Genomic DNA, 14,881 nt, shown 5'->3' with positions numbered 1-14,881 from the left:
GTATTTAAAAACAATATTCCAACAAAAATTATCAATTTATTATAAATTCTATCAATAAAAAATAAAGTGCTTCTTCTCCATGAGCAAAACATAGAAAAGGAATAAATAATAATAAAATTGAATTTTTAAAATTTTTCATTTTAATCTTTCACCAAAATTTTAAGGGAATTTCCGAGAAAATGAATTATAACTTGTTATTCATTTTTCAGTAATTTCCTCAAAGTTAAGAAATAAAAAAACGCTACAAATGATTTTGTAGCGTTTTAATTTTCGTGGAGTTGGAGGAAAATGAACCTTATTAAATTCATTATATCTAATTTTATGTAAATATGCTATTTACCAATATTTTATATATATTTGTATAAATAAAAATATATTGTTTTTATGCTTAATTATATAAATATTAGCACCTATTTTAGCACCTAATGAATTCAACGTTTAAACTCAAAGAACCTAACAGCGAAAAGCAAACCCTTATTTATTTCCGCTCTTATTTTGGGAATGAAAATAAGAATTTCATCTACTCTACTGGAGAAAAAATAAAACCATCTGAATGGGATTTTGAAAATAGACAGCCAAATGATTTGAATGGAAGAACTCAAAAAGCAGAAAATCACAGAAGTATTAAAAAGCAATTAGATAGATATAGTGGTTTTTTCACTGAGATAGTTAATCGTTATAAGAATATTAATGAAGAACTGACCACGGACGTAATTAAACAAAGATTTGATGAACATTTTAAGAAGGTAACTGTCAAAAGTGATTTTTTTAGAGTTTATCAGGATTTTTTAAATGAAAAAGAAAACGATTATACAGGAAATGCAATCTCTATTTCGACACTAAAAAGGTATAAATGTAACAAGACTTTGCTTGAAGATTTCCAAAAAGATTATAAAGTTAAAATTACACTCGGAAATTTTGATGAAAAACTTTATAACAAATTTCTTAAATACTGTATTGAAGAAAAGAAGCATTCGGCAAATACTGTTCATCGTAATGTTGGACTGTTAAAAACCTTTTTAGGATGGTCTTTTGAAAAGAAATATACATACAATAATAGTTTTCTCAATTTCAAAAAGCCATCAAAATTCAGGACAGATGAAATTGCATTAAACTATCAGCAAGTGGAAGAGATTTACAATTACGATTTCAACAAAAATAAACGATTAGAAAGAGTAAGAGATTTATTTGTTTTGGGTTGTGTTACAGGGATGCGTTTTGGAAATTACAGTAGTATTTCAAAAGAAGATATTCAAGGAGATTTTATTCGTGTAGTCGATTTGAAAAGCAAAACTAAAAATCTCTCAATTCCATTGAACAGTATCTCACGAGCGATTTTAGAAAAGTATGATTATGCACTTCCAAGTATTTCCAATCAAAAAATGAACAAATTTATAAAGGAAGTTTTTCAGGAAATGGCGTTTACGGATGAAATAAAAAAGACAATGAGATATGGCGATGAATTGATAGATAAAAAATCTGAGTTTTGGGAAAGAATATCCAGCCATACCGCCAGAAGAAGTTTTATTACAATAATGAAAAACAAAAGAGTTCCAGACAAAGTGATTATGAGTTATACAGGGCATAGAAGCTTAGAAGTTTTCAATAATTATTATCGTCCTAGCGAAGAAGATAAAGTGAATTATATGAATGAAGTTTTCAAATAACTATGGATAAAAAGAAATTATACGGACACTGGTATATATGGGAAGAACTTGTTAGTTATCCAATGATGCTTTATTATTGGATCAAAGGAGATAAAATTCAAAAGATGCTTTCTGAAAGAATAGAAAAAGCAAGACGGAAAGCCGAGCAAATGACACTGACAGAAAAGAATAAAAACGAGTTTCTTATCGAATATGAAAAACTGGATAATTTTTTCAGCTACCATTTCAAGGAAATTGATAAATTCAACAGTCATAATTTTCAGGATAAGATTAACTATTGTTTGAAACAATACAGGAAGGAATCATCACAAAAATTGACTTCCTCAAATCTAATGAAATTGCAGGGCAACTTTTTGGCAGGAGCAGAGAAAACGCTATTCCTTTATTTCCTTTTATACAGGGAAAGAAAACCCAACAATTCTTTTGTGTCGATATTTTCAAGTGAGGAAAATTATAACAAATTCATTTTCGTAATGAAAAATAATTCTTATTTAGACGAAAATAACAAATTTGACATATCCGTTATTTTCTTTTCTGGAGTACTGACGTTTCTCAAAAAAAAGGGGGTAATAAAAAATGTAAAAAATATTAACATTATAAAATTATTAAAAGACGATTTTGATTTTGAAATTTCCCCATCTTCCTTTTCAAGCGGAATGCCATATCCTACTAAAGACGAAGAGAAAAAATTATTTGATGATTTATCAAAAGAACTTATGGTAAAATATTAAATTTCATTGAATTTACTATAATTCATAGATTAAAAACACAATCCGTTCATATTTGCATAGAAATTTTAAAAATCAATTCTATGCAAACAACCAATCCATTCCAAACCATTTTGGATGAATTAGGAGAAGTAAAAGACTTACTCTATTCCCTAAAGAAAGAACCTGAAATCGAGTTAAAAAAGAAATTCTATTCCATAAAAGAATGTTCTGATATTTTAAAACTCGATTACCAGACGGTACGCTCACACATTTTAAAAGGCAATATCAAAGCAGAACAAATAGGAAGATTTTACAGAGTCAACCATTTGGATTTGATGAATGCTTTAAACGAGGTCAAATCGCTTAAATATAAAAGATAGGCGAATAAGTTTTAACTAAAACAAAAAAAAATGACCTCAGAAATTCCTTACCTAAGAGTAGGCACTACCTACTATAAAACCATAGAAAAACCTTTGATTTCAGGCGATAAAATTTCCATCTTGGTTCGCTGGAATCGAGAAACCATTATCAGCGACTACGGAAAAACCTATCTTTCACAAATTCCGAAATATGACGGTTTTTGCTGTATCCCCAGTCATTTGAATTATGAAAAAATAATCGAAGGATTTTACAACATGTACAATAAAATTCCTTATCAACCGATTGAAGAAAGTTTGAATTCTTATGCTCTCAAAGAAAAAATTCAGTTTTCGCTGAACTTTATGGAACATATTTTTGGAGAACAGTTTGAGCTGGGTTTGGATTACATCAAAATCTTGCTTGAAAAACCTACCCAAATGCTTCCAATATTATGTTTGGTAAGCAAAGAGCGTTCTACGGGAAAATCCACTTTTATCAAATGGCTCAAATCCATTTTCGGGTTGAATATGACTTACATTAAAGGAGATTCCTTTAACAGTCAATTTAATTCAGATTGGGCCTCAATGCTCATTGTAGCTATTGATGAGGTGTTTTTCGACAAAAAAGAGATTACTGAGCGCCTTAAGTACCTTTCCACAACAGATAAAGATAAGAAAGAAGCGAAAGGAAAAGATCGTGAGGAAGTTGAATTTTTTGGAAAATTCATTCTTTGTTCCAACAATGAAGACAATTTTATTCAGATTGATGAAGAAGAAATTCGGTTCTGGATTATCAAAGTTAAATCTATAAAAACAGAGAATACTGAATTCCTTCAAAACCTAATTAAAGAAATTCCCTATTTCCTTCGCTATCTGATTCAAAGATCGTTCTGTAGCCAGAAACAAACCCGAATGTGGTTTACTGATTCTGAGATAAGAACAAAGGCGTTACAAAAATTGGTTTGGAAAAACAATAACAAACTTGAATCAAAAATTATTGAGCTCTTGTATGAGTTTTTTGAGAGTACCGAAGAAAATGAAATCCAAGTCATTCCGCAGGATATTTTCAATATGCTCGGAAGAATGTTCAGAAACCATTATTGGACTGTAAACGACATCCGAAAGCTTCTAAAAGAAACATGGAAACTTGAACCACAAAATAATTCTTTGGCATACATCAAATACGACATTGATTATTCAGGAAGTTTTTATCAAAATAATAAAACTGGACGCTATTTCACTATTAAAAAAGATTTCATTCTTCAAAAATTTGATGAAATGATGAATTAATTGATAATGAAAACAAAATCAATGGTTTATATCTCATCAAAACTCTCATCAAAATATAAAAACTTGATTTTTGATGAGAAACTGATGAGCAAAAAATTTGAAGTTTGATGAGATGATGAGTCTTTGATGAGAATGTAATCTTTTAAAATACAGCAACATATACGGCTGTCTCATCAATTCATCAAAATATTTGCGAAAATTAAACCCTAACATTTTTCATCTATGAACTGCAAACAATTCAACTCTGTAAAGTTGGAAGAAATCCTTGTTTCACTCGGACACCATCCAACAAAACAAAATGAAAAAGAAGCTTGGTTTCTCAATCCTTTTTACACAGAAACACAAGCCTCTTTTAAAATTAATAAAAATCTGAATTATTGGTATTTACACTCCGAAGGAATTGGCGGAAACAATGTCGATTTTATGAAAAAATATCTAAACGAATCAGTAAAAGAAGTTTTAGAATGGGCAGAAAAGCAAAATTTTTCTTCTTTTCAACAGCAGAATGTTATTCATTCAATAAATTCAAAACCAAATTATCAAATCACCGAAATCAAAAAACTCCAAAACGAACATCTTAAAAGCTATCTTCATCAAAGAGGACTTTCAAAAGTAGTATATCCGTTAGTTAAAGAAATTCATTTTACCATTGGAGAAAAGAAACTCTACGCTATAGGTTTTGAAAATTTTTCTGGAGGTTGGGAACTTAGAAATTCATTTTACAAAGGTTCATTACAGAAGAAAGATATTTCAATTGTAAATCTCAATAATGAAAATCAAAATGAAACAGGGAAAAGAATTGTCGTTTTTGAAGGATTTATGGATGCTTTGTCTTTTGTGGAGATGAAACCATTCTTCATTGGCGATTTGTTGGTAATGAATTCTATTTCATTGTTGAATAGAACCAAAGAACATTTAAAAATTTATTCCGAAATCCATTTGTTTTTAGACAATGATAAAGCAGGCGAAACTTGTAAAAATGAAATTCTGAAATCATTTCCCGAAGCCAAAAATCATTCTGAAATTTATGCTCTTCATAAAGATTTGAACGACTATTTACAATTCAAAAACAACACTGAAATCGAAAAAAAACAGCAGATAGACTTGAAATCAAAACAAGAACAAGAAGAAAGTGAAATATATCAAACTTACAAAAGAAAACGCTGATACTGCGTGCGGTTATTTTTCACCAACTATCGGCAAAAGTTAGGAGCTCATTCGCAACTTTGAAGGTCGATTCTCTCCCAACAAAGTTTCTTCTTCGCTCTGCGAGGCTTTAACCTGTATAAAATAGATACAGGTTATTAGGTAACATGAGTAAAAAAGACACAGGTTACATCATTATCAAATTTAATAAAAATGAAGACATCAATCAATTTCAAAGCGTCAAAATCTGATTCCGAAATTCATAATTTTAGAAAAAAATCATTTGATTATATCCGCAAAGATTTAACTCCTAAAAATGAATATTGGATGGAACAAAAAATTGCAGACCGACTGTTAAAAATAGAAGCCTACTGTAAAGAAAAATCAGGCAGAAAATTACAAAAAAATGCAATGCCAATTCGGGAAGCTGTGGTTGTGATTAAAGAAAATAACACAATGCAGGATTTGCACAACCTTTCAAAAAGATTGGAAGAAGAACTTAAAATCCGAATTTTTCAGATTGCCATTCACAAAGATGAAGGACATTATGATAAAGACACCAAAGAATGGAAATCTAATTACCACGCTCATTTGGTGGCAGATTGGCAGGATTTGGATACAGGCAAAACGCTGAAACATCAATCTTTTCATTATTCCAAAATGCAGGATTTAGCGGCGGAATGTTTGGAAATGGAAAGAGGTATTTCAGGTTCGTTAGCAAGATTAGAAGCAGTTGAATTTAAAATCAGAAAAAAAGAAGAAGATTTGAAAATTTTGGAAGAACGATACAGCCAAATGCATCAAGAGATGGAATCTAAAAAATCTGAAGATTTAATTGTAAAAGAATCCGATTTTCTCGGTTTTCAGAAAATAAAAACAGACAAAACCATTGAAAACTACAAAAAGGCAATCAAAACAAATAACATTCAACTTCTCAAAAATAAAACAGAACTGGAATTCAAAGAGAAACAAATTGCAGAACTCAATACCAAAATTGAAAGTCTAAAAAAAGAAGTTTCCTTTTTCAAAAGCAAAAACTCTGCGCTCTTAACCAGTGAAACTGTTTTTGCTGTTGAAAAGAAAAAATATTTGGAATCGATTGAGAATACGCTTAAAAAAAACATTTTGCAAGAAAGTATAAAAATTCCGAATATTCACACGTTTTCTAAAGACGAAATACAAGACAAGTTGATAGAAATTGTGGAGAAATGTGCGAAAGAAAATCAAATCCCAGATTCGGCTTTGGAAGAGGTTTTTAAGGATGCTCAACGCAACAAAATACTATATTCTCTACTGAGTAAAAACATCATCGAAAAGCAAACTCAAAAACTTGAAAATGAAAAGAAAAACCAAGAGAAACAGAACTTTGGAAGTAGGAGATAGAATAAATATTGTACAATCAATTGAAATAAAACTTCAGCAAAATTATTTCTAAATTTGTAAAACATAGAATTAAGCATGGATTCAAAATTTTTAGACATTCTTCATCTCATACAACAATCCCAAAACAATGCGGTAAAAGCTGTTAATATTGAATTAATCAATCTATATTGCTATTGATATTCAGCTTCTAATTTCCTTCAAAATTGATTAATAAATTTGTACTATGAAGATTCTCATTATTGAAGACGAAAAAGAATTGGCTAAAAGCATTGCCGAATATCTTTCTACAGAAAATTATTTGTGCGAAAAGGCTGCGACATTTCACGAAGCGATGTATAAAATCGAAATTTTTAATTACGATTGCATTTTGTTGGACATTACTTTGCCAGACGGTAATGGTCTTAAAATTTTAGAAGAACTCAAAAAACAACAAAAACAGGATGGTGTTATTATCATTTCTGCCAAAAATTCTTTAGAAGATAAAATAAAAGGTTTGCAAATTGGTGCGGATGATTACCTCACAAAACCCTTCCATTTATCGGAATTGGCAGCCCGAGTGTACTCTATCATCAGAAGAAAGCAATTTGACAATACCAATATCATTCAGCAAAATGAACTAACGATTGACCTATTAGCAAAAACAGCTTCAGCAAACAATAAGCCTATTATTCTCACAAAAAAGGAATTTGATTTATTGCTTTATTTTATTGGAAATAAAAATCGTGTGCTTTCAAAAAGTACTTTAGCAGAACATCTTTCAGGGGATTTTGCGGATATGTTGGATAACCACGATTTTGTATATGCCCACGTAAAAAATCTAAAAAAGAAACTGTCCGAAGCAGGGTGCGAAACTTACCTGAAAACAGTTTACGGAACAGGCTATAAATGGGAGGTTGTTTAAAATATGATTTATGAAGCCTTTACTAAATAAAACCATAAAGCCGTTTCTTATTTATGTACTTATCATTTTTATGGTAAGTGTTCCGGTTTATTATTTTGTGATTGATAATATTTGGAAAAGTGAATTAGACGAACATAATAAAATGGCTGCCTTTGCCGTACAATATAATTTTAACCGCTTAAAATTATCTGATGTTGAGCTTGAAAAGAACATTGAACTATGGAATCAAGTTCAACCCAACTCAAAATTGCAAAAAGTTGGTTCAGACGATGATTTGAAAAATAGAATATATACCGAAACCAATAAAAATATTTTTATCCAATCCCAAGAACCTGACCGTTTCCGCATCCTTTCAACAGTTGTTTACATTAACAAAAAGCCGTACCGTCTTACCACACAAACCAATATCGAAGAATCGGGTGAAACCATTGGTGTTATTATCATTATGACGGTTTTTTTCTTTATTTTAATCGTTGTTGGATTGTTGTTATTGACCAAAAAATTATCCAACTCTATTTGGAAACCATTTCAAAATACTTTAGCTCAATTAAAGAAATTTAACCTCACAAAGCAGACTGAATTAATATTTGAACCAACCGATACTTTAGAGTTTACAGAACTAAATGATTCACTTCAAAAACTGATTGCTCAAAACGTTAATGTATTCAAATCTCAAAAAGAGTTTACAGAAAATGCCTCACACGAATTGCAAACACCTTTAGCGATTCTAAAAAACAAATTGGATATTCTATTGCAAAGCGAAGGATTAACGGAAAAGCAATATCATATTGCAGAAGAAATGCATACTGCCCTCAACAGAAGTTCCAGAATTAATAAAAATCTTTTACTTTTAACAAAAATTGAAAGCCATCAATTTGATGATACCGAAATTATTAATCTAACAGAATTAATGAATCAAAGTATCTTGATATTTGAAGAATATTTTGAGCAAAAAGAAATGAAAATTGACACTCAAATTGACCAAAATATTACAATAAAAGGCAATAATGGTTTAGTAGAAGTTTTGATTAATAATTTACTTTTAAACGCCATTCGTTATACTGAATCAAAAGGAAATATTAATATCGAGCTTTCCAAAAATTCATTACAAATATCCAATTCAGGTCATAAATCTTTAAACTCTGATTTGGTTTTCAAACGTTTTATCCAGCTTTCACAGGAGAAAAGCGGAAGTGGTTTAGGTTTGTCAATCGTTGAAAAAATTACTCAATTCCATCATTGGAATATTTCATATCAATTTGAAAATAATCGCCATATTTTTTCTATAGCATTCTAAAAATTCAAAAAGTTTTCAAAGTTCAGTTGCACTTTTGTCCGTGAAATGTAAAAAAATTTTGCATTTCATTTAAACAAAGGATTATGCAAAGAATCGTATTCATACTTTGGCTAATGCTTATAAATAGTAGTGTTTTCAGCCAAAACACACTTCAAGATTATCAGCAAATTGCGGAGCAAAACAGTCCGCTTCTCAAAACTTCCCAAAACAATATCAAAATTGCAGCTTTAGACAGTTTGATGCTGAAAGCAAATTATGGTTTCAATGTTAATGTTTTGGGCGATGCTTCGTACACACCTGTTATTAAAGGATGGGGTTATGATAATGCAATTAGAAATGGGCAAAGTCTTTCGGGGATTGTGCAGGTTACAAAAGATATTATCGGAAAAGACAATCTTAAAACCCGTACTCAGATTTATTCCATCGCAATTGAGCAATTGAAAAATCAAAGAAAATTGGATGCCTTAACGCTGAAAAGATTAATAACAGAACAGTATTTATTTGCATACAGCAATCAAAAGGAATATGAAGTCCTGAAGGAAATTATTCATCTTTTTGAGCAGGAAGATATTATTCTGAAAAAGCTAACGCAAGCATCTGTTTTTAAACAAACGGACTATCTGAATTTCAAAGTGAATTATCAGCAAAACAAGTTGGCTTTACAACAAAAGTTAAATGAATGGAACGGCAATTACAGTCAGCTGAATTATTTGGCAGGTATTCAGGATGTTCAGACAAAAAATTTGGAAGCACCCGATTTCACAACGCTTTTCCCGCCTGATTATGATAATAGTATTTACGCAGACACTTACAAAACTGACAGTCTGAAATTAGTCAACGACAAAAAAATTATCGAGTTAGATTACAAACCCAAACTTTCGGCTTATGCTGACGGTGGTTATTCATCTTCACTTATGGTTACACCTTACAAAAACTTTGGGTATAGTGTAGGTTTGAGTTTGAAAGTGTCTATTTATGATGGCAAGAAGAAAAAAATGTTACTGCAACAAAACGAAATTCAATTGGACAACCAAAAGCAATTTTATAAGTTTAACAAAACGCAATACCAACAGAAAAAAGCAATGATAGAAAAGCAAATTGCCAATTATGACAAGATGATTACAATGGCAAAAGAACAGCTCTCATATTCAAAAACATTAATTGAAGCCAACTTGAAACAAGTGCCAACAGGCGATGTAAAAGTAACGGATTTCATTCTTTCTATCAATAATTATTTGATTTTAAAAACAGGTATTATCCAAAACGAATTACAAAGAAATATTTTACTCAACAATCTTCAAAACTTAATTCTATGAAAATAGTCCCTATAATTTCCATTCTGTTTTTTATTGGTTTTATTTCGTGTAAAAACGATAAAGCAGCAACGGAAACTGTTCAAGAACCTGAAGTTGCTTCAAAAACACCTGTAAAAATTGGTTATGCCACAGATACCGTTTCTTTAGACCAAAGTATTACGCTGAATGCAACGGCAGCTTATCTTTTAAAATCCGATATCAAAGCCAATACAACGGGCTATATCACGCAAGTCAACATCAAATTAGCCGACCAAGTTGGGCGTGGTCAAACCTTGTTTATGTTACAGACAAAAGAAGCCCGAGCTTTGGGAAATACCATCAATAAGTTGGACAAAAGTTTTCGGTTTTCGGGTACAAGCAGCGTACAAAGTCCGAGTAGTGGCTATGTTGATATGCTGAATCACCAGATTGGCGATTACGTGCAGGATGGCGAAGTCTTGGCAAGTGTTACCGACCAAAGCAGCTTCGGTTTTGTAATGAACGTTCCTTACGAATATAATCAGTTAGTCAATCTTGGTAATCGTTTGGATGTTTTGCTTCCTGACAATAGAATTTTATCAGGATATGTGGCGAAGATAATGCCCAATGTTGACCCTGTTTCGCAGACTGAAAAAGTGTTAGTGAAAGTAAACAATGGCGGAAAAATTCCTGAAAATCTTATCGCAAAAATTGCCTTGACCAAAGACCGAAAAAGTGGCATCGCTGTTCCCAAATCGTCTGTTTTGACTGATGACGTTCAATCTGAATTTTGGGTAATGAAATTAATTAATGATACAACTGCTGTAAAAACAATTATTGAAAAAGGTTTGGAAAATGATAAATGGGTAGAGTTAAAATCAAACAATATCAGTCTTAAGGACAGATTACTGACTTCAGGAAATTTTGGTCTATCGGATACCGCATCTGTTAAAATAGAAAAATAATGCAATGATGGATAAGAAATCTTTTTACGTTAAATACAAAAATCCGTTATTGATACTGGTGTTGCTCACGATTTTGGGCGGCGTTTTTTCATATACAAAAATCAAATCTGCCTTATTTCCGCAAATTACTTTTCCTAAAATAAAAGTCATTGCCGATGCAGGTCAACAACCTGTTGACCAAATGACGGTAATGGTTACGCGACCTTTGGAAAATGCCATCAAACAAGTGCCCGATTTGGAAGTGATTAAAAGCACGACAAGCCGTGGCAGTTGCGAGATTTCTGCATTTATGAGTTGGAAATCCAATATTGATATTAGCCAACAACAAATTGAGGGTAAAATCAATCAAATCAAAAACCGGCTTCCTGCCGATATTAATATTACAGTCGAAAAAATGAATCCCTCCATTTTGCCTGTGATGGGATTTACGCTCACTTCGTCTTCCGTTTCTGATATTGAGCTAAAGCAAATGGCTTTATATACCATCAAACCTTTTCTTTCGCAAGTAAAAGGTGTTAGTGATATTCGTGTGATTGGCGGAAAAGACAAAGAATTTTGGGCAGTGTTGAAACCCGATATAATGTCGAGTTTGGGTTTGTCGCCTGATAAAATTTCGCAAGCTCTTAATGGCACTAATTTCATCAAATCCAACGGTTATTCTTCCGATTATCGCTATTTATATTTAACGCTGACTAATACCCAATTAAAAAATCTCGACCAACTTCAAAATTTAGTCATTCAGAACGATGGCAACCGTATTATTTATTTTAGGGACATTGCCGATATTAATATTCACGAAGCCAAACAATACATAAAAGTCAACGCCAATGGTCAAGAAAGTATTTTGATTGCAGTGGTGGAACAACCCGATGCCAACGTAGTTGACCTTTCTCAAGCAATGTTGTTGAAGATAGATGATTTAAAAAAATCTTTACCCAAAGATGTTGAAATCAAGCCTTACTATAATCAGGCAGATTTTGTAAACGATTCCGTAAAAAGTGTAACCGATGCCCTTTGGATTGGGCTTTTGTTAGCGATTATTGTTGCCATTATTTTCTTACGTTCTTGGATTGCGAGTGTCACTATTTTACTCACCATTCCGATTACATTGAGTTTAACGCTATTGGTGTTGTATGCTACAGGTCAAACCTTCAATATTATGACTTTGGGAGCGATTGCAGCAGCCATCGGATTGATTATTGATGATGCTATTGTTATCGTTGAACAAATCCACAGAACACACGAAGAACATCCCGAAGTTTCGAGTAAGGAATTGGTGCAAAAGGCAATCAATTATTTGTTGAAAGCAATAGTCGGTTCTTCACTCAGCACTATTGTTATTTTTCTTCCCTTTATGTTGATGACAGGTGTTGCAGGTGCTTATTTTAAAGTGATGACTGACACAATGATTATTACTTTAATCTGTTCTTTCTTCGCTACTTGGATTTTGTTGCCTGTTGTTTATCTCGCTCTTACGAAAATCATAAAGCAAAATAAGTTTTCTCATCACGATGTGAAAGAAAGAAAATGGGTGGGCTTCTTTATCCGAAAACCGATTTTGTCTTATGTTTTTATTCTTGTTTTGATTGTGGCTTCTGCCTTAATTATTCCGAAAATCAGCACCGGTTTTTTACCCGAAATGGATGAAGGCAGTATTGTTTTAGATTACAATTCGCCACCCGGAACTTCTTTGGAGGAAACCGACCGTGAGCTTCGGGAAGTTGAAAAAATATTGAAAACAGTTCCTGAAGTGGAAACGTATAGCCGAAGAACAGGTACACAAATGGGATTTTTTATTACCGAACCCAATCGTGGCGATTATTTAATTCAGTTAAAGAAAAGTAGAAATAAAACTACTGATGAAGTGACCGATGACATCAGAGCTAAAATTGAAAAAACAGGATTGCCTTTAACGGTCGATTTTGGTCAGGTCATTGGCGATATGTTGGGCGATTTAATGAGTAGTGTACAACCGATTGAAATAAAAATATTCGGTACTGACCAAAAAACCATTGAGGATTATTCCAAAAAAGTGGCAGACGTGGTAAGTAAAGTGAATGGTACTGCCGATGTGTTTGACGGGATTGTTATTGCAGGACCATCCATACAAATTACACCTAATCTTTCTACTTTGGGGCAATACAATATTACGCCAACCGATTTTCAATATCAGGTGCAAACTTTATTGGAAGGAAATGTGGTGGGGAATATTTTCGATAATGTCCAATACACACCCATCCGAATTTTGTACAGCAACAATTCCAATGCTTCGTTAAATGAAATCGAAAATTCGATGATTGCTTTGCCAAGCGGTATGCGAAAGCCTTTGAAGGAATTTGCGACAGTACAAGTTGCAGGCGGTAGTGCAGAGATAAATCGGGAAGATTTACAGACTTTGGGCATTGTAACCGCACGTTTGGATAATGGTAATTTAGGTGGAACAATTCAAGAAATTCAAAAGAAAATTGAAGCTCAAATAAAATTACCGCAAGGTTACAGTATTGTCTATGGCGGTGCGTATGCAGAGCAACAACAATCCTTTAAAGAATTATTGATGATACTCTGCATTTCCTCATTATTGGTATTTAGTGTAATGCTGTTTTTGTTCCGAAATATAAAAGTAGCGTTGGTTATTCTGTTGGTTTCTATTTTGGGAATTTCGGGTAGTTATTTATTACTATTCTTAACCAATACTCCTTTAAATGTGGGCAGTTATACAGGACTGATTATGATGGTCGGAATTATCGGTGAGAACGCCATTTTTACCTACTTGCAATTTCACGAAAGCATCAAAGAAAAAGGAAAACAAAACGCCATTATTTATGCCATCAGTACAAGATTACGTCCTAAATTAATGACCGCAATTGGAGCAATAATAGCGTTAATGCCATTAGCTTTAGGAATTGGAACGGGAGCACAAATGCACCAACCTTTAGCCATTGCAGTTATCGGTGGTTTTATAGTCGCAATTCCGCTCTTGTTGATTGTTTTACCGACCTTACTCAATCAAATCAATTTTGATGAAAATATCCCGCTGAATGCGCAGAAACTCGCAGAAAAAGATATTTAAAATTCTGCGAAAATCGGCGAGTTCAGCGGAGGAAAATATCCCGCAGAGTACGCAGAGATATGCAGAAAATGCAAATAAACTTCTGCGAAAATCAGCGAGTTCTGCGGGAGAGTCCAATCTGCACAATCAGCGTCATCAGCATTCCGAAAATTCTAATTTTCTACAAAATCAGATTGCAACTTTGATATTATTAATTTTAAATACCAACAAAATGAATTTAAAAATCACAGCCACAAAATGTCTATCATTAATGATGGTAGCAGGATTATTGACAATTACTTCTTGTGTAGAAAACAAAAAACACAACGAAGACCAAGACGAAAAAACAGAACAAAAGGACGAACGTCACGAAAAGGCGGAAACATCGAACGAAGACAACGAGAACGAAACTGAAAATAGTAAAAATGTTGATGTTGCGTCATTGCCTCAAAGCGTGCGAGATTATGTCAATACTAATTTTGGCGGATATACGATTGGTTCCGCAGACCACGACCCAATGTGTACAGGAGAAGATGCGATAGAAGTTGTGATAAAAAAAGCAAATGCAACTGACTACGCCCTGATTTTTTCGCCCGATTGGAAATTTATTCAATTAGAAGAAGATGTAGATTTCTCAGTAGCACCTGCAATAATCAATGATGTTTTGAAAAAGGATTTCGCAGATTACACCGCATCCAAACAAATCGAAAAACTAACAATGGCAGATAAAAGCACCCATTTTTTAGTGGATGTTACAAAAGGTAAAACTTCGAAAGAAGTCATTTTTGACGATCAAGGAAAAGTAGTTTGTGTTAGCAAATAAAAGTTGAATCCACCGTA

At 32.6% G+C, this 14,881-nt stretch carries 12 protein-coding genes; all 12 read left to right on the top strand.

Annotated elements, in window-relative coordinates:
• Window positions 1–425 precede the first annotated feature (425 nt).
• The 12 genes from KKQ79_RS13015 to KKQ79_RS12960 all read left to right on the top strand — a co-directional run bounded on the left by KKQ79_RS13015 (window position 426) and on the right by KKQ79_RS12960 (window position 14,864).
• On the top strand, window positions 426–1,667 hold the full coding sequence (locus KKQ79_RS13015) for a tyrosine-type recombinase/integrase (protein ID WP_213190501.1): 1,242 nt from the start codon (window positions 426–428) through the stop codon (window positions 1,665–1,667).
• 2 nt (window positions 1,668–1,669) lie between these two features.
• Window positions 1,670–2,398: a hypothetical protein gene (locus KKQ79_RS13010; RefSeq protein ID WP_213190500.1), complete on the top strand. Its 729-nt coding sequence runs from the start codon at window positions 1,670–1,672 to the stop codon at window positions 2,396–2,398.
• Window positions 2,399–2,478: 80 nt separating this feature from the next.
• Window positions 2,479–2,757, top strand: a complete 279-nt coding sequence (locus KKQ79_RS13005) for a helix-turn-helix domain-containing protein (protein ID WP_213190499.1) — start codon at window positions 2,479–2,481, stop codon at window positions 2,755–2,757.
• A 30-nt stretch (window positions 2,758–2,787) separates the two neighbouring features.
• Window positions 2,788–4,026 carry a primase-helicase family protein gene (locus KKQ79_RS13000; RefSeq protein WP_213190498.1) on the top strand — a complete coding sequence of 413 codons (1,239 nt, stop codon included), beginning with the start codon at window positions 2,788–2,790 and terminating at the stop codon, window positions 4,024–4,026.
• A gap of 222 nt (window positions 4,027–4,248) precedes the next feature.
• A complete protein-coding gene (locus tag KKQ79_RS12995) occupies window positions 4,249–5,193 on the top strand; it encodes a toprim domain-containing protein (protein WP_213190497.1) in 945 nt (314 codons plus the stop codon).
• Between the two features lie 192 nt (window positions 5,194–5,385).
• Entirely contained in the window at window positions 5,386–6,555 is a 1,170-nt protein-coding gene (locus KKQ79_RS12990; RefSeq protein ID WP_213190496.1) for a hypothetical protein, read from the top strand.
• Between the two features lie 223 nt (window positions 6,556–6,778).
• Window positions 6,779–7,456, top strand: a complete 678-nt coding sequence (locus KKQ79_RS12985) for a response regulator transcription factor (protein WP_213190495.1) — start codon at window positions 6,779–6,781, stop codon at window positions 7,454–7,456.
• A gap of 10 nt (window positions 7,457–7,466) precedes the next feature.
• Window positions 7,467–8,753, top strand: a complete 1,287-nt coding sequence (locus tag KKQ79_RS12980; RefSeq protein WP_213190494.1) for a sensor histidine kinase — start codon at window positions 7,467–7,469, stop codon at window positions 8,751–8,753.
• Window positions 8,754–8,836: 83 nt separating this feature from the next.
• Window positions 8,837–10,069, top strand: coding sequence for a TolC family protein (locus tag KKQ79_RS12975; RefSeq protein ID WP_213190493.1), 1,233 nt, complete (start codon window positions 8,837–8,839; stop codon window positions 10,067–10,069).
• A complete protein-coding gene (locus tag KKQ79_RS12970; RefSeq protein WP_213190492.1) occupies window positions 10,066–10,992 on the top strand; it encodes an efflux RND transporter periplasmic adaptor subunit in 927 nt (308 codons plus the stop codon). Before KKQ79_RS12975 ends, KKQ79_RS12970 begins: the two co-directional genes overlap by 4 nt.
• 4 nt (window positions 10,993–10,996) lie before the next feature.
• Window positions 10,997–14,062, top strand: a complete 3,066-nt coding sequence (locus tag KKQ79_RS12965; protein WP_250131249.1) for an efflux RND transporter permease subunit — start codon at window positions 10,997–10,999, stop codon at window positions 14,060–14,062.
• Window positions 14,031–14,864: a hypothetical protein gene (locus tag KKQ79_RS12960; protein ID WP_213190491.1), complete on the top strand. Its 834-nt coding sequence runs from the start codon at window positions 14,031–14,033 to the stop codon at window positions 14,862–14,864. The genes KKQ79_RS12965 and KKQ79_RS12960 overlap by 32 nt, the downstream gene beginning before the upstream one ends.
• The last annotated feature ends 17 nt before the right edge of the window (window positions 14,865–14,881 follow it).

Origin of the sequence: Cloacibacterium caeni (assembly GCF_907163125.1) — a bacterium.
Taxonomy (GTDB): domain Bacteria; phylum Bacteroidota; class Bacteroidia; order Flavobacteriales; family Weeksellaceae; genus Cloacibacterium; species Cloacibacterium caeni_B.
This window is presented reverse-complemented; position numbering and strand designations above follow the sequence as displayed.